This is a genomic window from Piscibacillus halophilus (assembly GCF_900110685.1).
GTDB lineage: Bacteria > Bacillota > Bacilli > Bacillales > Alkalibacillaceae > Piscibacillus > Piscibacillus halophilus.
Window position 1 is genome coordinate 1 of sequence record NZ_FOES01000038.1, and the last position, 26,134, is coordinate 26,134.

At 39.4% G+C, this 26,134-nt stretch carries 29 protein-coding genes; 24 read left to right on the forward strand and 5 right to left on the reverse strand.

The annotated features are described in order from the left end of the window. The 16 genes from BMY57_RS12960 to spoIID all read left to right on the forward strand — a co-directional run. Positions 1 to 241, forward strand: a 241-nt coding sequence (locus tag BMY57_RS12960; RefSeq protein WP_177176390.1) for a transposase, incomplete at its 5' end; no start/stop codon positions are given. 302 nt (positions 242 to 543) lie between these two features. Beyond that, positions 544 to 2,688, forward strand: a complete 2,145-nt coding sequence (locus BMY57_RS12965; protein WP_091775089.1) for a S8 family serine peptidase — start codon at positions 544 to 546, stop codon at positions 2,686 to 2,688. A gap of 242 nt (positions 2,689 to 2,930) precedes the next feature. Continuing rightward, on the forward strand, positions 2,931 to 3,119 hold the full coding sequence (locus tag BMY57_RS12970; RefSeq protein ID WP_091775091.1) for an AtpZ/AtpI family protein: 189 nt from the start codon (positions 2,931 to 2,933) through the stop codon (positions 3,117 to 3,119). Position 3,120: 1 nt separating this feature from the next. Then, a complete protein-coding gene (locus tag BMY57_RS12975; RefSeq protein ID WP_091775094.1) occupies positions 3,121 to 3,513 on the forward strand; it encodes an ATP synthase subunit I in 393 nt (130 codons plus the stop codon). A gap of 1 nt (position 3,514) precedes the next feature. Beyond that, a complete protein-coding gene (gene atpB, locus BMY57_RS12980) occupies positions 3,515 to 4,240 on the forward strand; it encodes a F0F1 ATP synthase subunit A (RefSeq protein WP_091775162.1) in 726 nt (241 codons plus the stop codon). Between the two features lie 111 nt (positions 4,241 to 4,351). Beyond that, on the forward strand, positions 4,352 to 4,558 hold the full coding sequence (atpE, locus tag BMY57_RS12985; protein ID WP_091775096.1) for a F0F1 ATP synthase subunit C: 207 nt from the start codon (positions 4,352 to 4,354) through the stop codon (positions 4,556 to 4,558). 183 nt (positions 4,559 to 4,741) lie between these two features. Beyond that, complete coding sequence (gene atpF, locus BMY57_RS12990; protein ID WP_246247411.1) at positions 4,742 to 5,254, forward strand: F0F1 ATP synthase subunit B; 513 nt, start codon at positions 4,742 to 4,744, stop codon at positions 5,252 to 5,254. Continuing rightward, on the forward strand, positions 5,251 to 5,796 hold the full coding sequence (locus BMY57_RS12995) for a F0F1 ATP synthase subunit delta (protein ID WP_091775098.1): 546 nt from the start codon (positions 5,251 to 5,253) through the stop codon (positions 5,794 to 5,796). Before atpF ends, BMY57_RS12995 begins: the two co-directional genes overlap by 4 nt. A gap of 17 nt (positions 5,797 to 5,813) precedes the next feature. Beyond that, positions 5,814 to 7,322 carry a F0F1 ATP synthase subunit alpha gene (gene atpA / locus BMY57_RS13000; RefSeq protein WP_091775100.1) on the forward strand — a complete coding sequence of 503 codons (1,509 nt, stop codon included), beginning with the start codon at positions 5,814 to 5,816 and terminating at the stop codon, positions 7,320 to 7,322. Between the two features lie 36 nt (positions 7,323 to 7,358). After that, entirely contained in the window at positions 7,359 to 8,219 is an 861-nt protein-coding gene (atpG, locus tag BMY57_RS13005) for an ATP synthase F1 subunit gamma (protein ID WP_091775103.1), read from the forward strand. Positions 8,220 to 8,251: 32 nt separating this feature from the next. Continuing rightward, positions 8,252 to 9,652 carry a F0F1 ATP synthase subunit beta gene (gene atpD / locus BMY57_RS13010; protein ID WP_091775106.1) on the forward strand — a complete coding sequence of 467 codons (1,401 nt, stop codon included), beginning with the start codon at positions 8,252 to 8,254 and terminating at the stop codon, positions 9,650 to 9,652. 60 nt (positions 9,653 to 9,712) lie between these two features. Beyond that, entirely contained in the window at positions 9,713 to 10,117 is a 405-nt protein-coding gene (locus tag BMY57_RS13015; RefSeq protein WP_091775109.1) for a F0F1 ATP synthase subunit epsilon, read from the forward strand. A 155-nt stretch (positions 10,118 to 10,272) separates the two neighbouring features. Further along, complete coding sequence (locus BMY57_RS13020) at positions 10,273 to 10,506, forward strand: DUF1146 family protein (protein WP_091775112.1); 234 nt, start codon at positions 10,273 to 10,275, stop codon at positions 10,504 to 10,506. Between the two features lie 76 nt (positions 10,507 to 10,582). Further along, positions 10,583 to 11,230, forward strand: a complete 648-nt coding sequence (locus BMY57_RS13025; RefSeq protein WP_177176391.1) for a YwmB family TATA-box binding protein — start codon at positions 10,583 to 10,585, stop codon at positions 11,228 to 11,230. A gap of 35 nt (positions 11,231 to 11,265) precedes the next feature. Further along, positions 11,266 to 12,576: a UDP-N-acetylglucosamine 1-carboxyvinyltransferase gene (gene murA / locus BMY57_RS13030; protein ID WP_091775118.1), complete on the forward strand. Its 1,311-nt coding sequence runs from the start codon at positions 11,266 to 11,268 to the stop codon at positions 12,574 to 12,576. Positions 12,577 to 12,755: 179 nt separating this feature from the next. Continuing rightward, entirely contained in the window at positions 12,756 to 13,751 is a 996-nt protein-coding gene (spoIID, locus tag BMY57_RS13035) for a stage II sporulation protein D (protein ID WP_091775122.1), read from the forward strand. A gap of 336 nt (positions 13,752 to 14,087) precedes the next feature. On the opposite strand, the gene BMY57_RS13040 is transcribed toward spoIID, so the two are convergent. Genes BMY57_RS13040 through BMY57_RS13050 form a run of 3 tightly spaced genes read right to left on the reverse strand, consistent with a single transcriptional unit; the run spans position 14,088 to position 17,250 of the window. Further along, a complete protein-coding gene (locus BMY57_RS13040) occupies positions 14,088 to 14,762 on the reverse strand; it encodes an ABC transporter ATP-binding protein (RefSeq protein WP_091775125.1) in 675 nt (224 codons plus the stop codon). After that, positions 14,746 to 16,056 (reverse strand): FtsX-like permease family protein, encoded by a 1,311-nt coding sequence (locus BMY57_RS13045; RefSeq protein ID WP_091775128.1) that lies wholly within the window; start codon positions 16,054 to 16,056, stop codon positions 14,746 to 14,748. Before BMY57_RS13045 ends, BMY57_RS13040 begins: the two co-directional genes overlap by 17 nt. A 12-nt stretch (positions 16,057 to 16,068) precedes the next feature. Beyond that, complete coding sequence (locus BMY57_RS13050; RefSeq protein ID WP_143063839.1) at positions 16,069 to 17,250, reverse strand: hypothetical protein; 1,182 nt, start codon at positions 17,248 to 17,250, stop codon at positions 16,069 to 16,071. A gap of 669 nt (positions 17,251 to 17,919) precedes the next feature. Between BMY57_RS13050 and BMY57_RS13055 the strand changes: the two genes are divergently transcribed. Together BMY57_RS13055 and spoIIID are read left to right on the forward strand one after the other, a co-directional pair. Continuing rightward, positions 17,920 to 18,588, forward strand: a complete 669-nt coding sequence (locus BMY57_RS13055; protein ID WP_175615270.1) for a M23 family metallopeptidase — start codon at positions 17,920 to 17,922, stop codon at positions 18,586 to 18,588. Positions 18,589 to 18,754: 166 nt separating this feature from the next. Further along, a complete protein-coding gene (gene spoIIID, locus BMY57_RS13060) occupies positions 18,755 to 19,012 on the forward strand; it encodes a sporulation transcriptional regulator SpoIIID (RefSeq protein ID WP_091775137.1) in 258 nt (85 codons plus the stop codon). 78 nt (positions 19,013 to 19,090) lie between these two features. On the opposite strand, the gene BMY57_RS13065 is transcribed toward spoIIID, so the two are convergent. Together BMY57_RS13065 and BMY57_RS13070 are read right to left on the reverse strand one after the other, a co-directional pair. Further along, positions 19,091 to 19,567, reverse strand: coding sequence for a hypothetical protein (locus BMY57_RS13065; protein WP_091775140.1), 477 nt, complete (start codon positions 19,565 to 19,567; stop codon positions 19,091 to 19,093). A 295-nt stretch (positions 19,568 to 19,862) separates the two neighbouring features. After that, positions 19,863 to 21,467: an acyl-CoA synthetase gene (locus BMY57_RS13070; RefSeq protein WP_091775143.1), complete on the reverse strand. Its 1,605-nt coding sequence runs from the start codon at positions 21,465 to 21,467 to the stop codon at positions 19,863 to 19,865. 319 nt (positions 21,468 to 21,786) lie between these two features. Here BMY57_RS13070 and BMY57_RS13075 point away from each other — a divergent pair, with 319 nt between their 5' ends. From BMY57_RS13075 to BMY57_RS13100, 6 genes are all read left to right on the forward strand, one after another. Further along, positions 21,787 to 22,785: a rod shape-determining protein gene (locus tag BMY57_RS13075; protein WP_091775146.1), complete on the forward strand. Its 999-nt coding sequence runs from the start codon at positions 21,787 to 21,789 to the stop codon at positions 22,783 to 22,785. Between the two features lie 137 nt (positions 22,786 to 22,922). After that, complete coding sequence (locus tag BMY57_RS13080; RefSeq protein ID WP_091775148.1) at positions 22,923 to 23,741, forward strand: flagellar hook-basal body protein; 819 nt, start codon at positions 22,923 to 22,925, stop codon at positions 23,739 to 23,741. A gap of 23 nt (positions 23,742 to 23,764) precedes the next feature. Next, positions 23,765 to 24,595 (forward strand): flagellar hook-basal body protein, encoded by an 831-nt coding sequence (locus BMY57_RS13085; RefSeq protein WP_091775151.1) that lies wholly within the window; start codon positions 23,765 to 23,767, stop codon positions 24,593 to 24,595. A 56-nt stretch (positions 24,596 to 24,651) separates the two neighbouring features. Then, positions 24,652 to 24,966, forward strand: coding sequence for a DNA-directed RNA polymerase subunit beta (locus BMY57_RS13090; RefSeq protein WP_091775154.1), 315 nt, complete (start codon positions 24,652 to 24,654; stop codon positions 24,964 to 24,966). A 19-nt stretch (positions 24,967 to 24,985) separates the two neighbouring features. Continuing rightward, the gene (fabZ, locus tag BMY57_RS13095; protein ID WP_091775157.1) at positions 24,986 to 25,426 is read left to right on the forward strand and encodes a 3-hydroxyacyl-ACP dehydratase FabZ; all 441 of its coding nucleotides are present in this window, start codon (positions 24,986 to 24,988) and stop codon (positions 25,424 to 25,426) included. 123 nt (positions 25,427 to 25,549) lie between these two features. Continuing rightward, positions 25,550 to 25,771 carry a hypothetical protein gene (locus tag BMY57_RS13100; protein WP_091775160.1) on the forward strand — a complete coding sequence of 74 codons (222 nt, stop codon included), beginning with the start codon at positions 25,550 to 25,552 and terminating at the stop codon, positions 25,769 to 25,771. Positions 25,772 to 26,134 lie beyond the last annotated feature (363 nt).

The following is a 26,134-nucleotide window of genomic DNA, read 5'->3' on the forward strand; positions in this document are numbered from 1 at the left end:
ACGCCATGTATGGGAAGATAGTAAAGATAAAGTTCGAGAGAACCGTCTTTCGAATGAAGGTAAATGGATATATCGAATGCGAAAAGAGAAAGTCGAACGTAGCTTCGCAGATTCAAAAGAACTGCATGGGCTGCGCTATTGTCGTTTGCGTGGAAGGGATAATGTTCGAGAGCAAGCGCTTATGACAGCTGCTTGTCAGAACATGAAGAAGATTGCCCTCCACCTAGACCGTGTGGTCTAGGTAGAGGAGAGTCTTTTTCTTATTATTAAGGTTGTGATAGACATAAATTATTGAGATATCTATTTATTAACCTAAAAAAGCTTGTAGAAAAACACGGGGTTTCTCTACAAGCTGACCGAGCATGGACATGCTCGGTTTTTTCAATTTGTTAGTAAAACTTATCAAACCTTTTGTAAAAGATCTCAAAAGATGATGTTTTTCATCGGTAACAAAACTGTCATAAACAATTTATCTCACCTCAAGCATGACTTACCTTTTTTTCCACACAATAAAACTAAAACCAACTAAAGGGGTGCGAGTTTATGCGGCTAATCATCACATTCATCACACTTACGATCCTACTCTGTATGCCTTCCTACTTACAAGCTCAAGAAGCAACTTGGATTATGGAAGTAGAAAATGATCCTGAAGAAGCAAAACAGTACATCGAAGAATACTATCCTTTTATAGAAGTAGAGTACGTATACGATACGTTGATGCAAGCAGTTGTGGTAACAGGAAAACAGCGACATGTTAAGGATTTGCATGATGAACCGTTCGTTAATAAGATGAGTCCAGTTCAGTCCTATTCCGTACCTCAAGAGATATCAAAATCTGAAGAAGATATTCATCCAGAACGTGCTCGCTATCACCCGAGCAGTATGCCTTTTACTGGTAAAGGTGTTAAAGTTGGAGTCGTTGACACAGGAGTTGATTATCAACATCCTGATCTTGAAAAAAGCTATCATGGTGGGTTTGATGTTGTAGACTTTGATGAAGACCCAATGGAAACTAAGCCTGATGAAGGGATGCCAACCCTACACGGAACACACGTCTCAGGGATTATAGCCGGAAACGGAACGATGCAAGGAGTTGCACCGGAAGCGGATCTTTTTGTTTACCGTGCTCTTGGCCCTGGGGGAGCTGGGTCAACAGCACAAGTCATTGCAGCACTAGAACAAGCTGTAAAAGATGATATGGACATTATTAACTTATCGCTCGGAAGCGAGACAAATAGTCCAGATGACCCAATGACAAGGGCGGTAAATAAAGCAGTTGACCTCGGAAAAATTGTGGTCGTCGCAAATGGAAATAGTGGACCAGAAGACTGGACAGTTGGTTCGCCTGCAACTTCAGAAAAAGCAATCTCCGTCGGTGCTGCTATTACGGAACAAACCATTGCCCGAATTTCCACACACGATTCAGAAAAAATCCCAGTCCGGCAACTTCCTTCTTCACCAAAATGGGAGCTTAAACGAGACCAGCCTCTAATAGCTATTGATTCGGTTGACGAACTCGAAGAATCGATTCATGACCGTGTTGTGTTAATGAAAAAAGGTGATACACCATACAATGAGTTAATTCCACAATTAGAGGAGAAAGGCGTCACGGCTGCGTTATTCTATAACGAATCAAATGACGACCCTAACGAATGGGAATGGGTTGAAGCATCTTTTCCAACCGCTTATGTAACAGAAGAAGAAGCGGAACAGCTTATGCAAGGAGATGAATATTTAAAAACAGATTATCAAACGGTTAAGAATGCTTTAGCACCGTTTAGTTCAAGAGGCCCAGTTGCTTCGACTTGGACAATTAAACCAGACTTAATCGCACCTGGAGTAGAAATTGTAAGTACCGTACCTGATGGATATGCTTCTCTCCAGGGAACAAGCATGGCGGCACCATATGTGGCAGGTGTAACAGCATTAATCAAGCAAGCTTATCCCGACGATACTCCCGAACAAATAAAATCTCGCCTTCTATCATCAACGAATTTGTTCACAATAGGTGATCAAGAGTTATCACCTTCTGAACAAGGGACGGGATTTGTCGATACAGAAAAAGCGATTACTCAAAAATATACCATCGATCACAATCGATTAAATTTCGGGAAAATAGAAGATAGCTTAAAGCAGGTTGAACGATCGATTACGATCACCAATAATGATCGTAACCCTTTATCAGTAAAATTTAATATTCCAAAAAGAGAAACAGGAATTGTTTGGGACCTGCCATTAAACACAACGATAGGACCAAACGAAAAAAGGACGTTTAATATTAGTGCGAACATAACTCCAGATCGTTTAGAAAAAGGGACTAAAGAAGGATATATAGAAGTTCAGCTGAATGACGATTTAAAGCACTTGCCATATTTATTTATTAATGAGACATCTGATTATCCAAGAATTACCGGTTTAGAATTAGACATGGCACCTTTTCAAAATGAGCGTGTGACATTAAGATTTTATACGAATGAGCCTATCGACCTATTAACAGTCACGCTTATTGATCCTAAAAATTTACAAGCAACAGAGCTATTCACTGAATCAGAACTGTCAAAAGGGGTCTTCGAAAAAGAGTTCGAAATAAACGAATTACCAAAAGGTGAGTATCAAGTAGTGTTTGAAATTGAACAAGAAGGCGAAATTTTATACGAAGAAAAAGAAATTTACTTACCTGAATTCTAGCGCTAGTAAAGCGTTTTCAAAATTTATGTGATTTTTGTCACAAAGTTGTTTCAAATTCTATGTATTTACAATTGACTTTAAAATACTCGTATTGTAATCTAATTTAGTGTGGGCAAATGTTTTGAGAGTTTATTTATCTTTGAATATTTGCCATCTGCAAGATTTTTCTACTAGGTTAGAAAAAGTTTTCCACTGAACTCACGATTGGAGTGGTAACTCTGAACAAACATCCACTTCAAGGAATGGCAATCACTGCGAGTATTTTAAGTTACTTATCCGGTTCGACCATCGTTGGAATCCTTATTGGAAGGTGGCTAGATGGTTACTTCGGTACGCCCCCATTATTTTTAATCATAGGTTTACTTATTGGTTTGGCTTCAGGCGTGTATGGAATGATTCTGTTGGTCAAAAAGTTTTTAGGAGACGATTAGGATGAAAGATTATACATACATGGTCAGTCGCCAACTCAAATGGATGTTTTACATTTTAGCAATTTTTGTTAGCGGATGGGGATTTACAGACTATCAAACCATATTTGCCGGTCTGATTTTAGGTACTGGGATCAGTACGTTTAATTTATGGCTTTTACAAGTCAAAATTAATCGAATTGGACAAGGTGTTGTCGAACAAGATGAGAAAAAACGTACTTTAGGGATGTTAACACGATTCGCCACTGCTGCTTTAGCGGCGGTTGTCGCTTTACAATATCCTGAAATATTTAACATGATTGCTGTGATGATTGGTTTAATGACACCTTATTTGGTCATTATCATAGATTATTTTTTTACTCAAACCGAACTAACCACGAGGAAGAGAGGTGAATGAAGTGGATCACAAAAATCCAATGGCGCATGACGTGTTTGGAATACCTTGGTTGGATTTCAACTTGTCAAACGTGCTCATGATGTTGGTTGCATCAGTGATTGTATTCATACTCGCTGTGACAGCAAGTAAAAGTTTACAACTCAAACCAACAGGCTTCCAAAACTTCATGGAGTGGATCGTCGAATTCGTAAAAGATATGATAGGAAACACGATGGATTACGAAACTGGACGACGCTTTATGGGATTAGGTTTAACTCTATTATTGTACATCTTCGTTTCCAACTTACTTGGGGTTATCACAATGGTGACATTTGACCACGTACTTTGGTGGAAATCACCTACATCAGACCCTGGTATTACATTAACGTTGGCTACGATGGTGGTCGTTTTAACACACTATTACGGTGTGAAAATGAAAGGGACGAAGGAATACGCTGCAGATTATTTCCGTCCATTACCGTTCTTATTCCCGTTAAAAATCATTGAGGAATTTGCTAACACGTTGACGTTAGGTCTACGTCTTTACGGTAACATTTACGCTGGTGAGATCTTATTAACTCTACTAGCAGGTTTAGTTGCATCAGGTACTGTCGCGGGGTTAGTTGGTGGCTTTATCCCGATGATAGCTTGGCAAGGATTTAGTATCTTTATCGGTGCTATTCAGGCATTCATCTTTACGATGTTAACGATGGTTTACATGTCTCACAAAGTGAGCAGTGAACACTAATTATGTGATTAAGTACTTAGCTTCAGCTAAGTATTTGAATAAAATAACTCGTCAAATGACGATGTTGCAATCAAATCTATTTTATAAATATATCTTGAGGAGGAATTCATAATGAATATGTTAGCAGCTGCAATCGCAGTAGGATTAGGTGCACTAGGTGCAGGTATTGGTAACGGTTTAATCGTAAACGGTACAGTAAGCGGGATCGCACGTCAACCTGAACTACGCGGTACATTACAAACGACAATGTTTATCGGGGTTGCGTTAGTTGAGGCGCTTCCAATCATCGCAGTCGTAATTGCATTTATGGCTATGTAGTTTTTAACGACGAACAATTAAATGGCGAAGTTACATTAAACCAACTTCGCCATTCCTTTATGTGTATGCTTAATTAAAGATTATTAGTTTAAAAGAGATGGAAACTCCAACGAGATTGGGCTTCTATTAATTGCAAAGGCATACTGAGAAAATGTGAGGAGTTAGCCGAAAGGAGTGAAGGCTGTGTTAGATACCAACTTGGTTTTAGGTGCAAGTTTTAATGTTGGTGATATGGTTGCGCAATTAGTTATCTTCATTATTCTATTGGCTCTTTTAAAGAAATTTGCTTGGGGACCATTAATGAAAGTAATGAAAGAGCGTGAAGATCATATTGCGAATGAGATAGATACTGCTGAGAAAAATCGTCAAGAAGCTGAACGATTCATGAACGAAGCAAGTGCAGAGCTAAAAGACGCTCGTCAAAATGCACACCAGATCATTGAAGACGCTAAACAAACGGCGAAAACACAAGAGTCTTCTATCTTAGAAGATGCTAGAAATGAAGCAGAGCGCATCAAAGAAAGTGCTCGTGAGGAAATTGCTCAAGAACGCGACAAAGCAGTTCAGGCTTTACAAGAACAAGTGGCTACGCTTTCTGTTCAAATTGCTAGCAAAGTTATTGAAAAAGAACTTTCTGCAGATGAACAAGACGAACTCATTCAACAATACTTAAAAGAAGTAGGCGAATCGAAATGAGTCAATCAGTAGTAGCAAAGCGTTATGCCGTAGCCTTGTTTGAAATTGGTAAAGGAAAATCTAATTTAGATCAATTAGAAGAAGAACTTTTAGTTATTTCAGATGTGTTTAAAAATGATGAAACGTTAAATCAATTCCTAGATAACCCTCGTGTTTCTAGAGAAAAGAAAAAAGAATTCGTACGTAACGTTTTTAAAGACGTTTCACAAGATACGTTAAATACATTACTTTTACTCATCGATAAACGTCGTGTTGATATAATTGAGGACTTGGTCAGCGAGTTTATTAAGATGAAAAACGAAGCAAGAGGAATTGCAGAAGCTGATGTTTATTCTGTTCGAGAGTTAACAGAAGAAGAAACGAAACAAATCCAAGAAACGTTTGCGAAGAAAATGATGATTAACAACCTTCGTATAAACAATATCGTGGATCCATCCATCTTAGGTGGCGTCAGAATCCGAATCGGAAACGAAATTTATGATGGAACTGTTAAAACACAGCTTAAACGCTTAGAACAGAAGTTAGTGACTGCAAACAAGTAAAGATAGGGGTGAAATGGATGAGCATCAAAGCAGAAGAAATTAGTGCGCTTATTAAGCAGCAAATAGAAAACTATGATTCTGAAGTTGAGGCAAACGAAGTCGGTACAGTTATCGAAATCGGTGACGGTATCGCACGTGCTCACGGCCTTGACAACGTTATGGCTGGAGAGCTAGTTGAGTTTTCAAACGGTGTCATGGGTATGGCGCAAAACCTAGAAGAAAACAACGTAGGTATTGTCATCCTAGGACCGTTTACAGAAATTCGTGAAGGTGATGAAGTTCGCCGTACTGGACGTATTATGCAGGTTCCAGTTGGTAAAGAATTATTAGGACGTGTTGTAAATCCATTAGGTCAACCTGTTGACGGTTTAGGCCCAATTGAAACGAGCAAAACTCGTCCAATCGAATCACCAGCACCAGGAGTAATGGCACGTAAATCAGTACACGAGCCACTACAAACAGGTATTAAAGTCATCGACTCGATGGTACCAATCGGTCGTGGACAGCGTGAGTTAATCATCGGTGACCGCCAGACTGGTAAAACATCGATTGCGATGGATACAATTATTAACCAAAAAGATCAAGACGTGATCTGTATTTACGTAGCAATCGGTCAGAAGGAATCGACTGTACGAGGATTCGTTGAAACGTTACGTAAAAATGGTGCGTTAGAATACTCAATTATTATTAATGCAGGTGCTTCTGACCCAGCTCCATTATTATTCCTAGCACCATATGCAGGTGTAACAATGGGTGAGGAGTTCATGTATAACGGTGGACACGTACTAGTTGCATACGATGACCTTTCTAAACAGGCTGCAGCTTACCGTGAACTTTCACTATTACTACGTCGCCCACCAGGTCGTGAAGCATTCCCAGGGGATGTATTCTACCTACACTCTCGTCTACTAGAGCGTGCGGCGAAATTAAACGACGAATTAGGTGGCGGATCATTAACAGCCCTACCATTCGTTGAAACACAAGCAGGGGACATCGGTGCGTATATTCCTACAAACGTCATTTCGATTACGGACGGTCAGATTTTCTTACAATCTGATTTATTCCACTCAGGTGTGCGCCCAGCGATTAACCCAGGTCTTTCGGTATCACGTGTTGGTGGTTCCGCGCAAGTTAAAGCGATGAAAAAGGTAGCAGGTACGCTACGTCTAGACCTAGCTTCATTCCGTGAGCTAGAATCATTCGCGCAGTTCGGTTCAGACCTTGATAAGGCTACACAAGCGAAACTTAACCGTGGTCAGCGTACTGTAGAAGTACTAAAACAAGGTCTTAATAAACCTCAACGAGTTGAATACCAGGTAGCCATCATCTATTCACTAGTTAACGGTTACTTAGATGATGTACCAATCGAAGATATTCAACGTTTTGAAGCTGAACTATTCACTTATTTAGATCAGCATGCGCCTGAAATTTTAGCGCATATTCGCGATACTGGAAACTTACCAGAAAAAGAAGATTTCAACAAAGCAATTGAAGACTTTAAAAATTCATTTGCGGTAAGTGAGTAATGATGATGAAGTCTCGAAAAAAGGTGGTGAGACGTAGTGGCATCGCTTCGTGACATTAAAAATCGTATTAATTCTACGAAAAGTACACAAAAGATTACGAGCGCAATGGAAATGGTATCTGCTTCAAAGCTAAATAAAGCAGAACAAAACGCTAAAAAGTTCGTTCCATATATGGAGAAAATTCAAGAAGTTGTTGCTAGTATTGCTGGCGGAAACACTGGTGCTGACCATCCGATGTTACAGTCACGTCCTGTTAAGAAAACAGGTTACATCGTGATCACTTCAGACCGTGGTTTAGCAGGTCCTTACAACAGTAACGTTTTACGTGCCCTTTACCAAAAGGTTCAAAAAGAACATTCATCTAAAGATGAGTACACGGTTCTACCTATTGGTAAAATTGGTCGCGAATTTTGTAAGAAGAACGGTTTGCCGATCGTTAAAGATGTTACTGGCTTACCAGACCAACCAGATTTCGCTGAAATTAAAGAAATCGCAAGCTATGCAGTAAAACTTTTTGCAGACGGTGAAATTGATGAGTTACACATTTTCTACAACCATTTCATCAGTGCGATTTCACAAGAGGTTACTCAGAAGAAAGTATTGCCATTAACGGATATCGATACTGAAGGCAAGAATCTAACTTCATATGAGTATGAACCAGAAGAAGAAGAAATTCTAAAGACACTATTGCCACAATATGCGGAAAGTATTGTTTACGGTGCATTATTAGATGGTAAAGCAAGTGAGCACGCATCACGTATGACCGCTATGCGTAGCGCAACAGATAACGCAGGTGAGCTCATTGATGATCTAACACTTTCTTACAACCGTGCACGTCAGGCAGCAATTACACAAGAAATTTCCGAAATTAGTGCAGGTGCAGCAGCGCTAGAATAACGGATTGAATGAATTCGTGAGGAGGGAAAAAGATGAGTAAAGGACGCGTAACACAGGTAATGGGTCCAGTTGTTGACGTAAAGTTCGACAGTGGCGACTTACCTGAAATATATAACGCCCTAGTGATCGCTGGTGATGAATACCGCGATGAACTAACACTTGAAGTTGCTCTTCACCTCGGTGATGATACAGTACGTACAGTTGCGATGGGTTCTACGGACGGACTTGTTCGTGGTGCTGAAGTCATTAACAAAAACAACCCAATCTCTGTACCAGTTGGTGAAGCTACTTTAGGTCGTGTGTTTAACGTATTAGGTGACCACATTGATTTAGGAGAAGACATCCCAGAAGAGGTACGTCGTGACCCAATTCACCGTGAACCACCTAAGTTTGAAAACTTAGCGACTGAAACAGAAATCTTAGAAACAGGTATTAAAGTAGTAGACCTACTTGCTCCATATGTAAAAGGTGGTAAGATCGGTCTATTCGGTGGTGCGGGTGTAGGTAAAACCGTACTAATCCAGGAGCTAATTAACAACATTGCCCAAGAGCACAGCGGGATCTCAGTTTTCGCTGGTGTAGGTGAACGTACTCGTGAAGGTAACGACTTATACCACGAAATGAGCGATTCAGGAGTAATTAAACAAACAGCCATGGTATTCGGTCAGATGAACGAGCCACCAGGTTCTCGTATGCGTGTAGCATTAACTGGTCTAACAATGGCAGAGTACTTCCGTGATGAAGAAGGTCAGGACGTACTATTATTCATTGACAACATTTTCCGTTTTACCCAAGCAGGTACAGAGGTATCGGCACTACTAGGCCGTATGCCATCTGCCGTTGGTTACCAGCCAACACTTGCAACGGAAATGGGTCAGTTACAGGAACGTATCACATCTACTGATAAAGGTTCAATCACTTCAATCCAAGCTGTATACGTACCTGCCGATGACTACACAGACCCGTCACCGGCAACAACTTTCGCACACTTAGATGCGACAACTAACTTAGAGCGTAGCTTATCTGAGCAAGGGATCTACCCAGCGGTGGACCCACTATCATCAACTTCTCGTGCTCTTGACCCTAATATTGTAGGGGAAGAACACTATGAAGTAGCTCGTGAAGTTCAGCGTACGCTACAGCGTTATAAAGAACTACAAGATATTATCGCAATCTTAGGTATGGATGAATTATCAGACGAAGATAAACTAACGGTTTCTCGTGCTCGTCGTGTTCAATTCTTCCTATCTCAAAACTTCCACGTTGCAGAGCAGTTTACAGGACAACCAGGTTCATACGTGCCAGTTGAAGAAACTATTAAAGGTTTCAAAGAAATTTTATCTGGTAAGTATGACGACCTACCAGAGGATGCATTCCGTCTAGTAGGACGCATTGAAGAAGTTGTTGAAAAAGCTCAGCAAATGGAACAGTAATAAGGGGAGCATAAGCGGTGAATGACTCACCGCTTGTTGCGTGCCCAAGGAGGGGTAAGTTTGAAAACACTAAATGTGAGTGTTGTCACTCCTGACGGCCCTGCACTTGAAGGCTCATACGAAATGGTTAGTGTAAGAGCAGAGAGTGGAGAGCTTGGTATTTTACCAGGACACATCCCATTAGTTGCTCCACTAACAATCAGTGCAGTACGCTTAAAAAAGGATGGTCAAACGGACTATCTTGCTGTTAGCGGTGGATTCGTAGAAGTAAGACCAGAACAAGTGACAATCCTAGCACAAGCAGCAGAACAACCTTCCGAAATTGACGTTGATCGTGCGAAGCGAGCTAAAGAACGCGCAGAACAACGTCTGAACCTAGCAAAATCAGAAGACATTGATCACAGACGTGCGGAATTAGCTCTACAACGCGCAGTCAATCGTATTGATATTTCGGAAAACAGATAAACATTTGATGAAGACTCGACATTTTACGTCGGGTCTTTAGTTTTAAAAACAGAATATTCTTAATAAAGAACAGAAATAGTGGAATTTCAAGAAATAATTAGGTTTAGTGTCGATATTACCCGGGAAATGTAGAATTAGATTAACGAGGTGTAAACATGTTTACAGATTTAGCGATTGATTCAATCATTTTTATGATGATGCATATTATGTTTATAGTGCTTGCTTGGAAGGTATTAGAAGCTGTACAGCTAGAACAAATTTTTAAAAAGAATAGAGTCATTGAAAGTAGAATACTTTTTATGATGTTAGCCATCGTAATTGGATCAACGGTAAGTAACTTTTTTATCGATTTCATTAATTGGTCAAGACAATTACAACATTTACTTTAAATTTATTTTAAGTGTATAAATGTTCCTGGCTTTGTCCATCCTTGTAACAAATGATTTTTCCAAGGGGGACGAAGCCATGCGTTGGATTTCAATAGCCATATTATTTTTTTTAACGATTTCGTTATTCTATCAATCTAGTAATTCTCTATTAGCTGATGTAGAAACGATAGAAAAGTTAGAGCAGTTTTTCGTAGAAGAAGACTTGGATATAAATCTAGTAAATGTTACTATGCATATTGTTAGTAATGAAGAAGAAGCCAATTCATTTATTTCTAACCAAGAAGTAAACAGTCAAAAAAGAAACGGTATCAACGAAAAATTTAGTACAGTTTATTTAGATGAAAATAGGGTAAAAGTGATATATGAATTTGAAAGTAATGGGTGGAGTAACGAAACTAAAAAAATTCTACAAGATCGTATGTTGGATCCGAAATTTCGACATTTTTTTAAAAACGGACAAATATACTCTTGTTTTCAATCGCGAACAGATGTTAAAATTAATAGTAATTTTATGATTGATAAAATCAGTAACTATTTTGAAGTTGAAACGACTAATGTATTGAATGAAGAAAATTTTAAAGTTGTAAGTGGAACTACTAAACAATTCGAACAATATATACCATTGGACAATGAATCGATCAATATTCAATTTGCGATTAGGGAACAAGGAAATGATCAAAATATCATAACAATTGGAACACCTATCCTCGTTATTGAATATTAAATAACATACGGAATATCGACACGGAGGGAAAAACCTTGGAAAAAATCATAGTATCTGGAGGAAACCAATTACGTGGCACGGTGAAAGTAGAGGGAGCAAAGAATGCCGTACTACCAGTAATTGCAGCAAGTATAATGGCTAGTGAAGGGAAAAGTACACTCAATCAGGTTCCTGATTTAGCCGATGTTGATACAATCAGTGAAGTATTACGATACATGAATATAAATATTTTTAAATCTGAAAATCAATTAACGATTGATGCTTCTAGTCAACTTAAAACTGAAACACCTTTTGAATACGTGCGTAAGATGAGAGCTTCTGTTCTTGTTTTAGGCCCGTTATTAGCGCGTTTTGGGCATGCAAAAGTAGCGATGCCTGGTGGTTGTGCAATTGGATCACGTCCGATTGATCAGCATTTAAAAGGCTTTGAAGCAATGGGAGCGAAAATCCACGTTGGGAATGGATATGTGGAAGCTTTTGTTCCTGAAAAACTAGTAGGTGCACGCATTTATTTAGATTTTCCTAGTGTAGGAGCAACTGAAAACCTTATGATGGCAGCCGCTCTTGCAGAAGGCACAACCGTTATTGAAAACTGTGCTAGAGAACCTGAAATAGTAGATTTAGCTAATTATATTAATCAAATGGGTGGAAAAATTGTAGGTGCTGGTACAGAAACCATTCGTATTGAAGGTGTGCCAACGTTAAAAGGTGTAGAACACACAATTATTCCTGATCGTATCGAAGCTGGTACTTTTATGGTAGCAGCTGCGATGACTGGTGGAGATGTAATCGTAGAAGGTGCTATTCCAGATCATTTACGTTCTCTTATTGCTAAAATGAGAGAAATGGGTGTGAAGATTGAAGAGTATGAGAATAGTGTACGTGTAGTTGGAAACGGCAATCTAAAAGGGGTGGACATTAAGACTCTACCATATCCAGGATTCCCGACTGACTTACAATCTCAATTTATGGCATTAGCAATGAAAGCTAAAGGTACTAGTGTCATTACTGAAACTGTATTTGAAAATCGTTTTATGCACGTTGAAGAATTCAGACGCATGAATGCAGTAGCAAAAATAGAGGGACGCAGTGCAATTATAGAAGGACCTTCAGAGTTACAGGGAGCCGAAGTAGCGGCAACTGACTTACGCGCAGCAGCAGCCCTAATTATCGCTGGTTTAGTAGCAGAAGGTCGTACTGTAGTGACAGAATTAAAACATTTAGATCGTGGTTATGTAAAATTTGAAGACAAATTGAGGGAATTAGGCGCTGACATTGAGCGCGTCATTGAGGAAAGTAAAGAAGTAGACCAAGTTGTCAATGATTCCATGGCACAATCTAGTTAATAAATGATAAAAAGCGGCTATTGGCCGCTTTTTTTTATTTAAAGAGATATGATAGACAGCCCTTCAGTATAGTTATTCCTTAACTTAACTAAATAAATCTACTTTTTGGTTCTATTAATTTGATCTTGGGAATAATTATATTGATAGATACAGGTTAACTCAGAGGAGGAGCTGTCGCTATGAATATAAAACGTGAAACCGTCGTATTAGTTGCCATATTAATCACGGTAATTACAGTTTTACCTGCTTTAATTGTTGTACCATTTTCAAATGCTGCATCAGAGTCAGTTGATTTGAATGAAACAGAAGATATTGAATTAGAGGTGGGAGATCAGCCAACCGTTCAGGTCATGAGAAGTTCATCAGAAAAAGTTGAGGAAGTGCCATTAGAAGAGTATGTTGTTTCAGTTGTAGCAGCGGAAGTTCCAGCCAGTTTCGAACTGGAAGCGATCAAAGCACAGGCACTAGCCGCCAGAACTTATATTACTCAAATTCTAGTAGATAGTGGAGATGACCCGGAATATCACGTGACCGATACAGTTGAACACCAAGTGTATAAAAATCTTGATGAACTCAGAAGTGCTTGGGGTGTTGATTATTCTTGGAAAATCAACAAAATTAAGCAGGCTGTTCAGGAAACACAAGGACAAATCATTACTTATAGTGGAAATCCTATTACTGCACAATTTTTCTCTACTAGCAACGGGTATACTGAAAACGCAGAGGACTATTGGCAGAACGAAATCCCTTATTTAAAGATGGTCAACAGTCCGTGGGATAAACAATCTCCGGAATACTTAGAGCAGCAAATTATCCCAAGAGAAGAAGTCATTCAAAAACTAGGATTAGATTCAAATGCCATAACGGTATCGAATACGGTTCGAACCGAAAGTGATCGGATTAAAGAGATTACCATCAGCGGTAAAACATTTACAGGACGGGATGTTCGAGAATTACTAGGTTTACGGTCGAATGATTTTACGATTGAGGAAAAGGGCGATCACATCATTTTTACGACTAAAGGTTACGGTCATGGAGTCGGCATGAGCCAGTACGGAGCAAATGGCATGGCTGAAGAAGGTAAAAGCTATCAAGAAATCGTAAAGCATTACTATCAAGGTGTTGAAATCTCCTCTATTCAAGATGTGATGGGATCATTAAGAGCCATGAAGTAAAAGCGGAATAGAAGACCGAACTTTAGGGTGGATTTAACACCTATGAGTTCGGTTTCATTCTTCTTTCGCTTACACGGCCAAACTCACTTTAAGATTTCATGTGGAAGTGGGTTAAGAGCTCATAAACGGTTTCAAAGAGCTCATAAAATCTTGTTTTTGTAACAATCATCATATATTTTGGCTCATAAATGGATGAAAAGGGCTCATATGTTTGAAAAAAGAGCTCATAAACGCAATAAGAGAAGCCTGACACACTTATAAAAAGTAATCACCTCAAACGAACTCCGTAGTGATTATACGGTACCGATCTTTTTTCAGAGCGTTTCGCTTCAAAAATTAAGAGTGCTGCTTTCTTGTTAACAGTCCGTCACGCATTTCAAATAAATGGTTTCCGTAAGTGCTTAACTCTGTATCATGGGTTACAAGGATAATTGTTATCTCTTCTTTTTGCAGGTCTTTGAGTATAGACATTACGTGATTTCTGCTGTCAACATCTAAATTTCCTGTTGGCTCATCACAAAGCAATATGTTGGGCCGATTGATTAAGGATCTTGCAATCGCTGTTCGTTGTTTTTCTCCCCCTGAAACCATAGCAGGACGATGCTTCTCTCGATGTGAAAGATTTACATTAGCCAGAATTTCCTTTGCTTTTTTCTCAATCTGCTCCTTCTTCTCATATGGCAATAAAGGTATCATCACATTTAATAAGAGGTTAAACTGCTCAAATAACTGAAAATCTTGAAATATATAGCCTATATTGTCTCTACGGAAATTTCTTCTTTCCTCTTCTGACCCCTCAGAAATATGAAAATCACCAATCATAATAGATCCTTCATCAGGTTGTTCAATGCCAGATAAGACTTTCAATAGCGTTGTCTTTCCTGAGCCGGACGGTCCCGTAATCGTCAGCCAATCGCCTGATGCAACTTCAAAATCAATCCCTCTTAATACGTGCACCTTTTCCTTGTTTAATTGATAGGATTTTGTTACATTCTTAATCTTGATAAGCACGGTCATCTACCCCTCTAAAAAAGAACCAATTCATAGATTGATTTGCAATTAGTAAAGTAAGTCCTAAAATAAGCAGTATCGAAATAATATTACCTGCAATGATATGGAAAGATAATTCTACTACGAGTGCTAGAGCAATAAGGCTTATCATACAACCTAAACCCGTCGCTATACCACCCCAAATCAAAACTTCTTTCAAAAAATATTGTTTTATTTTCTTTTTATTCCAGCCAATAGTATTAAATAGAGAAATTTCCTTCTTTCGCACTCTCCATAGATTGGACAACGATTGAATAACAGTGATTATTCCCACTATATATAAGAGAACGACCATCACCAGAAATATTCCCTCAATATTTCCATGTATGTACACACCTAGCCTTGTTTCTGTAACATTTCCAATGAATTGCAGAAGGAAAAATGGAAGAAAGCTAGTCATCAACGTAATGATCAAGATCTGTATACATGCAGCAAGAATCTGTGGAAAATGAAAAAAGATATTTTGAGTCAGTATGCTTTTCCCAAGTAATACAACTTGACTGTTTTTCTTTTTCACTAACTGGAACGCAATGACATAGCATATCAGCACTAATATACTGAGAATAACACTGTAGATAAGCATCGTGTTATTTCCTGTCCGAATACCAATAAAACTACTTATAAGTAATGTGATCACAATAGGGATCAAAAGCAGTCTCGACCATTCTTTTAATCGCAAATAACGAATATGCTTAGCAGACCAACCAAGCTGTGCTAATAAAGCTTCATCCTTCTGTCTTGTTTTAAGCATATGATGAAAAATAAACAGGATAAATGTAAATGCAACGAAAAAGAAAAGAATCGTGATTAATAATTGTAAGGCATTCCAGCTATGCAAAATTTGATCGGCAGCACCTAGTGTGGTAAAAGGCTGATTCACTTCACCAATGCCCTCTACATCGACGGTCATTTCGGTTAAAGATGCTCCAGCAACAATATCTACCGTATAACCCTGCGCTTCCCATTCATTAGCAAGCGACTCAATTAATTCTGCCGCAGCCTGATCATATCCATCAATGCCCGCAACTTTGACACGAATTGCATCAATTGGATCTTCTCCTTTCACCCTTTCAGCCCATTCCAGTGAAATCAATCCATGTGCAGGTGTTGTTATATAGCTGCCTGCAATAGCAGATGGATGCAGGGTAACAGTTTCATCACTTTTTAGGTAAGGAGTCTCTCCACCATAAATCCCTAAAGGGGAAGATGCTAATTGATTTTCATGCTCTGAAATCGAGTAGGTGCCATTTTCCACAAATGCAAAAAATTAATTATCGTTCAGCGGTTTATTTTCTTCATCTACCTCGTAAATTACTTCTTCATGCATTTCTCGATAAATCGGTGCTTGATAATAATCATCTAATCCAACTTGCTCCACTGCCAATGATCCATCTTCCCGGATAATATAGTCTACAGGCTCCAGATTAAATTTTATTCGTTGAGCAGTATAATGAGATGCTTGACCATAATGAGGAAGATCATCCGGCTCACCAATAGATAACTTTCCGTCTTCTGTTACATATAATATACCTTCAGAGAAAGGAAAATGATTGTCACTTGGAGACAGTTCTAGCGTCTTAGGATTATGTAGTCTTTTGGGCGATAGATACTCCTCAACTAATTCTGCATATTCTTCAGGGAACTCTGCCATTGTCAAAATTGGATTCCCTTCAACAGAATGATCGTATATTTCTGCCAGCTCCGAATCGGTCAATGGTTCTAATGCATCAACAGTAACTCGTATTTCCACAGGAACAGAAGCATCAGATAGTGTCATGATTGAGGCATACCCTTCTTTTCCCTCAAAATAACCTGTGTTAGGATCAAATGCCCTTTCTTTTAAAGGAGAAAAATCTTGCCCAATTAATTTCCCTTCTTCTACTGGGTCAACAGCAACAACTTGATGGTAAGAGACAGGGAAATTAAAAGTCGCAAGATCCTCTCCAAAATAAGAACTGCTTACGTCAAAACTAGATCCAAACCGAAGATGGGGTTCACCAAAATCATACATAAACGTCTTCTCTTGAGCGGTATAATCTTGATACCCGTCCGAAGTACTGTATTCCACTTCATAATAAACGGGTTCAACAGGATCCTTTTCCATCATCCATGTTCGGTCAAGAGCTGTAAACAGACCAATAGAGGCGACAGGGGCAGCAATTTCAACATCCGTATGATTTTTAATATCGGTCCATTCTTCTAAACTGATACCGCCTTTTCCAACCCCTAAATAATTTTCCTCTACAAGATTTAGTTGATGTTCCAATTCCGTGCGGGCATCTTCTGGACGAATCAGAAGATCATAGCTACCTCTTGAGAAATCTGTAATATTTTGAGTCACTTCCTCATTCGCCTGGTTCATTATAGAAAAGCTGTAGGCCAGCGTACTAATGATCATCATTAGTATGCCAGCTACCATAAATAGGATTCGGTTGCTGTGCAAATTCATGGTTTTCCATCCCCATTATTAATAGCTTATTGTTGCTCCAGGACCATAGTCAGCACTAATCGCTTGTCCCGAGGTTGTATATGTCTTCAAAGAGTTTGTTCTGTATGCATGTGAAAAGTTTCTTGAACCTGTACCATTTCCACTTCTTATTCCCGAACCATTTCCTGGATCAAATCGAAAACTAGTAATCCGACCAACTTTTATAATGCTTTTCCGCTTAGATTCGACGTATCTCTTTAAGTAAATAATACATAATATTCAAATAATTTACAATATTTTTTGGGCAAAGTGTGTAAGTAGCTTTTAAACGAGCTATATGACCCACTCTTGATAACTCAAGCTGTTCTTAGACGATCTAGTGTCAGGGTTGGCCACAAATGCTACTGGTGATATGTCTTTGAATTAATTAGCGCAGAGCAACGCAGGCCCGATCATTGTTTCGCATTTTGACCTCGATTTAATAGATTTTAATAGTTTAAGGAGATCTATTAACAGTTCAAATCAATTTACTCTAAACTCCCTAATTTTCTACTAAATCCAACACCATTGAACTGAAAAATCTCATTAGTTTACCCCAATCGTAAATATTAATCAGCTTTACAAAAAAATTTTTAAGTTCCATGTATATATTTCTTTCTTTTCGTTCAGAATGTTGCTGAGGTGATGAAAATGAATGAAAAAGAAAGGCAGTTAATGCGCCAATCTAAGTGGAAACGCTTGACGCGCCAACGCTGGTTCTACCCAGCACTTTACATCACTCTAGTTGCTGTGATTTTAGCAGGGGTTATGGTTTATCAATTCCAAGCTTCTGATGTAACAGAAGATGGAACACAAAATGAGGAAAACCCAAGCCAAGTTGCAGACAACAACGGTGAAGAAGAATCAGTACCAGTCGTAGCGGATCAGGAAGATTTAGTGATGCCGACTCTGTTAGGGGATCAAGCTGAAATCATTACAAAATTTTATGACGCCGAAGCTTCAGAAGAGGAACAAGAAGATGCACTTATTTTCTACAACAACACTTACCGTCAAAGCAAAGGTGTCGATATAACTTCTAAAGATGGACAACCATTTGAAGTTATTGCTGCCCTTAGCGGAACGGTAACATCGGTTTACGATGATGATTTAGAAGGTCAAGTTGTTGAGATTGAACACGATGAGAGTCGCTCGACTTACTACGGAAGTTTATCAGAAGTATCTGTGGATGAAGGTGACGAAGTAACTCAGGGTGATGTGATTGGCGTATCTGGTACAAACGTCTATGGAGATGAAGAAGTAACGAAAGTACACTTCAGACTCCTTGAAGACGGTGAACCAGTAAATCCAGAATTTGAATAAGGTACCAAAAAATCCTCGCCAAATTTATTGGGCGAGGATTTTTTCGTGTTGACTTACATAAAAATGTGATATATAACAGAACTCACTAACTCGCTAACATATTTCCTTGTTTTCCTGAATAAACTGTACCATCACATCTTTAGAGGTACATCAGGAGGCGAGGAGTTTGCACGATTACATCAAAGACAGAACGATCCGAATCGCGGAGCATCTATTAGAATCAAAGAAAACGGTACGAACAATAGCGAAAGATTTCGGAGTATCAAAAAGTACCGTGCATAAAGATCTAACAGAAAGGCTCCCAACTATCAATCCAGCCTTAGCCAAAGAGGTCAAGGAAGTTTTAGAATACCATAAGTCAATTCGACATATACGGGGTGGGGAGGCGACGCGCAAAAAGTACCGAGAACAAACAAAGGTTTAGACAAACCAACGCCTGTCACCTTTACATAACCATCGATCTTTATATCAAGTTAAAAAAAGTACCCGTGACGGGCACTCTTTATTGTTTATATTCATATAATTCAAGACGTTCTTCTTGATATTCTCCGCTAGAATCGAGCCATTCCACAACCGCATAGATTTTTTCGATATCATCGAACATAACTGGATCTCCATTCGGTTTAAATAGTGAATTGTTGACTAAGTCAATTCTGACTTCTGAAACATCTATTGGTTCGTGGACAGAGTTAGACTGTAAGGTGACTTCGACTCCATCAATCATCGCCATTGCGCGGAAATTTAAACTATCAACAATCGGACCATCATCCCCAGTATGGTGAAGCATACCGCCACCAGTTGTCTGGTTCGTTGGGACGAGCTCAATTTGATATTGGTTTAAATCCCAATTCTCTGATTCCCCATCTAAATTAAAAACATAGTAATGATTCGATTGGTCTTTATCATCTTGATTAACCCAATAGGTTGCTAGAGCTACTACACCTATTAATATAAAAAGGCCAATGCTTTTTTTGTCCATCTGGCTTCCTCCTAATCGATGTTAATCAAATGTTTGATTGAGTGATTGCCACCGACTTTACTCTATAAAAAGACTAGCATAAAACCCTTAGGAAAAAAACGAAAAAATGTGAAATTTAATGGGCTTGTTTGACTGAAATGTGCATAAATTTAAAAAATCGCGCATAAATCATGGAAAGTGCGCATATAATATAATTTTCGCGCATAAATCTCGAAAATCGCGTATAAGTATGACCTACAATTCTGGAATATACAATAAAACGTCCTCGCTATTTAGCGAGGACGTTTTCATAAAGCTATTGTTGGCTAAGCTCTTTATATTTTTCTCTTAAATCCCTTTTTAAAACCTTACCACTCGGATTTTTCGGTAGTTCATCAGCAAAAGCCACATATTTAGGAACTTTAAATTTTGATAGTTTTTGTTGGCAAAACTCAATGACTTCATCTGCTTTAAGATCTGTTTCAACCTTAGGTACAACAATTGCAGTAACTGCCTCAATCCAGTATTCATCTGGAATTCCAATCACTGCTACCTCGGAAACACCATCCAGTCGATAAATCATCTCCTCAACTTCTCGACTAGAAACATTGACGCCACCTGTATTAATCATATCTTTTTTACGGTCGACAATTGTGATATATCCTTCCTCATCCATGACACCAAGGTCACCACTATGGAACCAGCCATTTTTAAATGCTTCAGCAGTTTTTTCTGGATCGTGAAGGTAACCTTTCATCGCATGAGGCGTGCGGTGTACAATCTCACCAATCTCGCCACGAGGTACCTCAATATCATCTTCATCGACAATACGAGTTTGCATGTTCAAGGTTGGTTTACCAGCTGAGCCTAATTTCGTCATCTGCTCGTCAGGTCCAAGAGCCGTAGCAAGAGGAGCGACTTCTGTTTGTCCGTAAAAATTGTAAAAGCGAGCTTTAGGAAGTCGTTCGGACAATTCTTTTAAAATTTCACGAGGCATAATAGCTGCCCCATAATAACACTTTTCTAAGGTTGATAAATCACGTTGATCAAAGTCAGGGTGGCGGAGAAGTGCAATCCATACAGTAGGTGGGCAAAATAGTTGGGTGATACCTTCACGCTCTATCGTTTCTAAGATGACGTCAGGAGTCGCTGCATCTAAAATGATTCCACTCGATCCTAAATAAACACTTGGACCTAAGAAGCAATGAAGCTGAGCGCTGTGGTAGAGCGGCAATGCGTGAATACAAACATCTTTTTCCGACATATCCCCATTCACAACACAACTGACGTATTCACTAACGATACTTTTATGAGACAGCATCACCCCTTTAGGGCGCGATTCAGTCCCACTTGTGTAAAGGACGTGGGCTAAATCATCATCTTCAATATCCTCATCGACTAATTCATTAGGCTGATTTTGTTGAATATGCGACAGCGGTTTCCATTCCTGCAAAACTTCATATACAGGTTGATTCTTAGGGAATTCCATTAAATAGCGAAATTTAATGTCAAGATCACCTTTAGATTTTTCTAAAACCGGTGCAAACTCCTCAGGCGCTATAAATCCAGTTGCACCTGCATGTTGCAAAATATACGACACATCGTCCTCCGTTAACATGTAGTTGATCGGAATCATCACAGCCCCAAGTCTGGCTAGAGCAAAGTTGACTACGACAAAGTCAAGACTATTCTTAGACATCACCGTCATCATGTCACCTTTTGTTACGCCATCACCACGAAACGCATACGCCGTCTGATTGACCAAATCATCCAATTCCGCATACGTTAATCGAACACCCTGGTAAGCAATTGCAAACTTATCCGGATTCCGTTCGCGCGTCCGTGTTAACAAATCCCCAAGCGTATTACGACGAGCACGAGTTAATAACTTGTCTAGCTGGCCCATCACATTCGTTTCCATATAATAACCTCCCCAAACAACATCTGAATATTCTGTATTTTTAGTTTATTATGTTTTGTTAAATTAGACAAGTTTAGTTAAACTTAAATTTTATTTAGTAAGGGCTATAAATTGTTTAGTATGAATTAAAAATTCTACATTATGAACGAAATATTCTTTAGTAATACATCAAATTTCGACGTTTTGCCCACAATTAGGACAAGTTTCAATAAAAAACCAAGCTGTCAATCGAAAAACAGTGTGACACCGTATCAGAAAAGTGATAAAATATGTCAATAGAGTATTATATTTTCGCACGTGTAGGGGGAGTAATAAACTCATGTTTGCTAGAGATATTGGAATTGACCTAGGTACAGCCAATGTACTGATTCATGTAAAAGGAAAAGGAATTGTTTTAGACGAACCATCCGTTGTCGCAATGGATAAAAATACAGGAAAAGTTCTTGAGGTCGGTCAGGCGGCTCGCCGCATGGTCGGACGTACACCAGGAAACATCGAAGCCATCCGTCCACTTAAAGATGGTGTCATTGCCGATTTTGACGTGACAGAAGCCATGTTACGTTATTTTATCGGTAAAATTAATGTTAAAGGCATGTTTTCAAAACCACGTATTCTCGTCTGCTGTCCAACGAACATTACAAAAGTTGAACAAAAAGCGATCAAAGAAGCGGCAGAAAAGAGCGGTGGAAAGAAAGTTTATTTAGAAGAAGAGCCAAAAGTAGCCGCAGTCGGAGCAGGAATGGATATCTTCCAACCGAGCGGAAATATGGTCATTGATATTGGAGGCGGTACAACAGATATCGCTGTGCTTTCAATGGGAGACATCGTCACTTCAGAATCCATTAAATTAGCAGGTGACAAGCTCGATCAAGAAATCTTACAATACATCAAACGCAAATACAAATTACTCATCGGCGATCGCACAGCAGAAGACATTAAAATCAACGTTGCAACCGTCTTCCCAGGCTCACGCAATGAAACGATTGATATTCGCGGACGTGACCTCGTATCAGGTCTACCACGCACGATCACAATCGGATCAGAAGAAATCGAAGGCGCTCTTCGCGAATCAGTTTCACTTGTTGTTCAAGCAGCCAAACAAGTCCTTGAAAACACACCACCAGAACTTTCAGCTGACATCATCGATCGTGGTGTCATCCTAACAGGTGGAGGAGCACTGCTAGACGGACTAGATCAACTAATGGCTGAAGAACTTAAAGTACCAGTCTTCATCGCCGAAGAACCAATGCACTGTGTTGCCAAAGGAACAGGCATCATGCTTGAAAATATCGACAAAATCGCTAAAGTTGGTTCTTAAACATTTTTTAATAAAAAATTTTAAAAGCTTATTCATAGAAGCCAAAAGACGAGCCAAGGCAGCCGTGAGGAATCCCTCAAGTATTAACTAGGGAGTCACGCAGCCTTGGCTATACATAAACAAAGGAGGCGCACATAATGCTAAGAGGCTATAACGCAGCAGGGGCCGGCATGATTGCGCAACAACGATATCAAGATACATTATCTAATAATATGTCCAATGCATTGACACCAGGATTTAAATCCGACCGATCAACGTTACGTGCATTCCCAGAGATGCTCATCCGAGCCTATGACAGTCAAAACATCCCAACCCAAAACAACTTGAAACTTCCAAATAATCACCGAGTAGGGGCGATTAATACAGGTGTATATATGCAAGAAGATACACCGCTTTTCAAACAAGGTGACGTACGCGAGACCGGGTTTTCAACGGATTTAGCTCTTGTAAATGGTGAAATGCCAGACGAGAACGGATTTAATTTTTATATGATTCAAAATGAAGATGGGGATGTTCGCTATACGAGAAATGGGAACTTCACTGTTGATTCAGAAGGCTATTTAACAACAGCGGATGGACACTATGTATTGGATGCAGATGAAAATCGAATTCAAACCGGCACTGAAGAATTCCAAGTGACAGAGAACGGACAGGTCATTTCGCCGTTTGACACGACATTGCTAGGGATTGCCTATCACCCGAATGCAAACGACTTAGTAAAAGAAGGCAACAACCTTTTTAGAAATGAAGGCGCAGCGGTACAAGATGCTCACACAACCGCTGGGGTTAATTTCAGAGTTGAACAAGGTCAGTTAGAACGATCTAATGTGGACCCAGAACAAGTCATGACGGAGATGATGCGTTCCTATCGATTGTTTGAAATCAATCAACAAGTGGTCAAAACATACGATCAAAGCATGGACATTGCAGCTAACCAAGTAGGGCGTATTAATTAACGCTGAATAAAGGGGACTTTCTAATGCGAAATATGTTAAACGCCGCGACTACCATGAATCAACTACAGCAACGAATGGATTTAACGTCAAATAATCTAGCTAATTCGAATACACATGGCTATAAATCAAAAAGCGCTCAGTTTTCATCTTTATTGTTCCAACAAGTGAATAACTTAAACAATGGTGATCCCGATGCACCTCGATTAACACCAGACGGAATTCGCGTTGGGTCTGGAGCTAAAATGGGACATACTAACACGAATATGAACGTAGGGACTATTCAGGAAACAGGTCGCGCATTAGATGTAGCCACCCAAGACAGTGAGCGTTTCTTTGTCGTTAACGCACCGTTAGACAATGGACAAACGGAAGAGCGTTACACAAAAGCAGGTAATTTTTACCTGCAACCGGTTAATGGAAATGAACAAGTCATGCTCACAACTGGTGAAGGCCTCCCAGTTCAAGGACAGAACGGACCGATTATATTAGATAGTGACTTTGACGAGATCACCATTACCGAAAATGGTGGCGTACAAGTTGACCGAAATGGAAATAGACAAATAGAAGCAACCCTACAACTCGTTGATATCGATCAACCACGCGCTCTTGAAGCTACTGGTGATAACCTATTCCGAATTGATGAAGCGGGATTAGGAGTGCCAGCTGAGCAGCTTTTAGCAGAGGTTGATCCGCAAGAGGCTAACTTAATGACTGGTGCACTAGAGTCTTCTAATGTGGATATCGGAAAGGAATTAACCGATTTATTAGAATCTCAACGTGCCTATTCATTTAATTCACGATCTATCTCAATCGGAGATCAGATGATGGGTCTCATTGGTAGCATGCGATCATAAATTTTATTAAAATAGAGACGGATAAATTATTAGTTTTTGAGAATAGAGGTTTATGTATGGCTTCAGAAGAACAAAAGAACATAAGGACGAGTAAGCAAGCAGAGAAAGAGGATACCCCTAAACAAAAGAAGAAACGTAAAGAAGTCAAAAGTGAACGCAAACAACAGGGGGCAGTCAGACGATTTATTAGTTCAAGAATTCGTTTTATTCCCGTTTGGCTTCGCGTCGTCTTAATCATAGTGTTATGCTTTGCTGCTTTTTATATAGGATTAGATGTCGGCTATACTAAGCTTGGCGACGGTGAAGATGCAGACACGGTCCGTAGCTTAGATTTTTGGAAAGACATGTGGAGTTATATACAAGGTGAGTAATCTGCTAAGGAGGAAAACAATGCTAGATATTGAACAAATCAAATCGATTATTCCACATCGTTATCCTTTTTTACTAATTGATCAAGTTGAAGAATTAGAAGAAGGAAAGCGTGCAGTCGGATATAAAAACGTAACTGCAAACGAACCATTCTTCCAAGGTCATTTTCCAGAATACATGGTAATGCCAGGCGTATTAATTGTGGAAGCTCTAGCACAAGTTGGAGCTGTTGCGATTTTACAAAAAGAAGAAAACAAAGGGAAGCTCGGAATGTTTACCGGCATAGATAAATGTCGTTTCAAACGCCAAGTAAAACCAGGCGATCGTCTAAAACTAGATGTTGAAATGCTTCGTCTAAAAGGACCGATTGGTAAAGCGAAGGCTGTTGCAACCGTTGATGGTGAAATGGCTTGCGAAGCTGAAATTATGTTCGCAGTAGTCGATCCGAATGAAGAAAAATAAGGAACTTGCCGCTATTATCGTAGCAAGTTCTATTTTTTTGCAAAAAATTTACCAAAACCATGATAAAAGATAAAAATATGGTAACAATATTCTTGAGAAATACAACTTTAGGAGGTACAAAATATGAAATTACTCAAACTAATGATGGCAGCGTTTTTAGTATTAGGAACTCTAGGGGCATGTGCCACTGAAGATCAAGAGCAAGATCAAAACGGTGGAAACCAAGAACAAAATGGTGGAGACCAGCAAGAGCAAAATGGTGAAAACGGTGGTAATGGTGGCAATGGTGAAGAAGATGACATGTTCCAAGATGAAATGGATGACCCAGAAAACGAAGGAAATTAATAAAGTAGAAGCTTTCGCTTAAAGCGAAAGCTTCTTTTAATGTGTGCCCGGCATGGGCTATAACTTGGTGGTGAAAGTCCACTACAGGCCTGGCAGTAGGAACTGTTAGCTAATGGCAAGGGTGTCCACCGTGAGGTGGAATCTGAAGGAAGCCTAAGGCAAAATCCTGAACTGACGAACAGAAACTGTATATAAGGCTGAATTGGAACGGATGAGTTTGCATTACAAAACGAAGTCCTATACTGCACGAATTCCATACAGTAAATACAGCAGTTATATGGGAGGAAGGTTATAGCTCTTACCCGGGGAGGTCTTGCAAGGGTTCCCGACAAGAGGGAAGAAATTTTCCACAGGAACAATCAC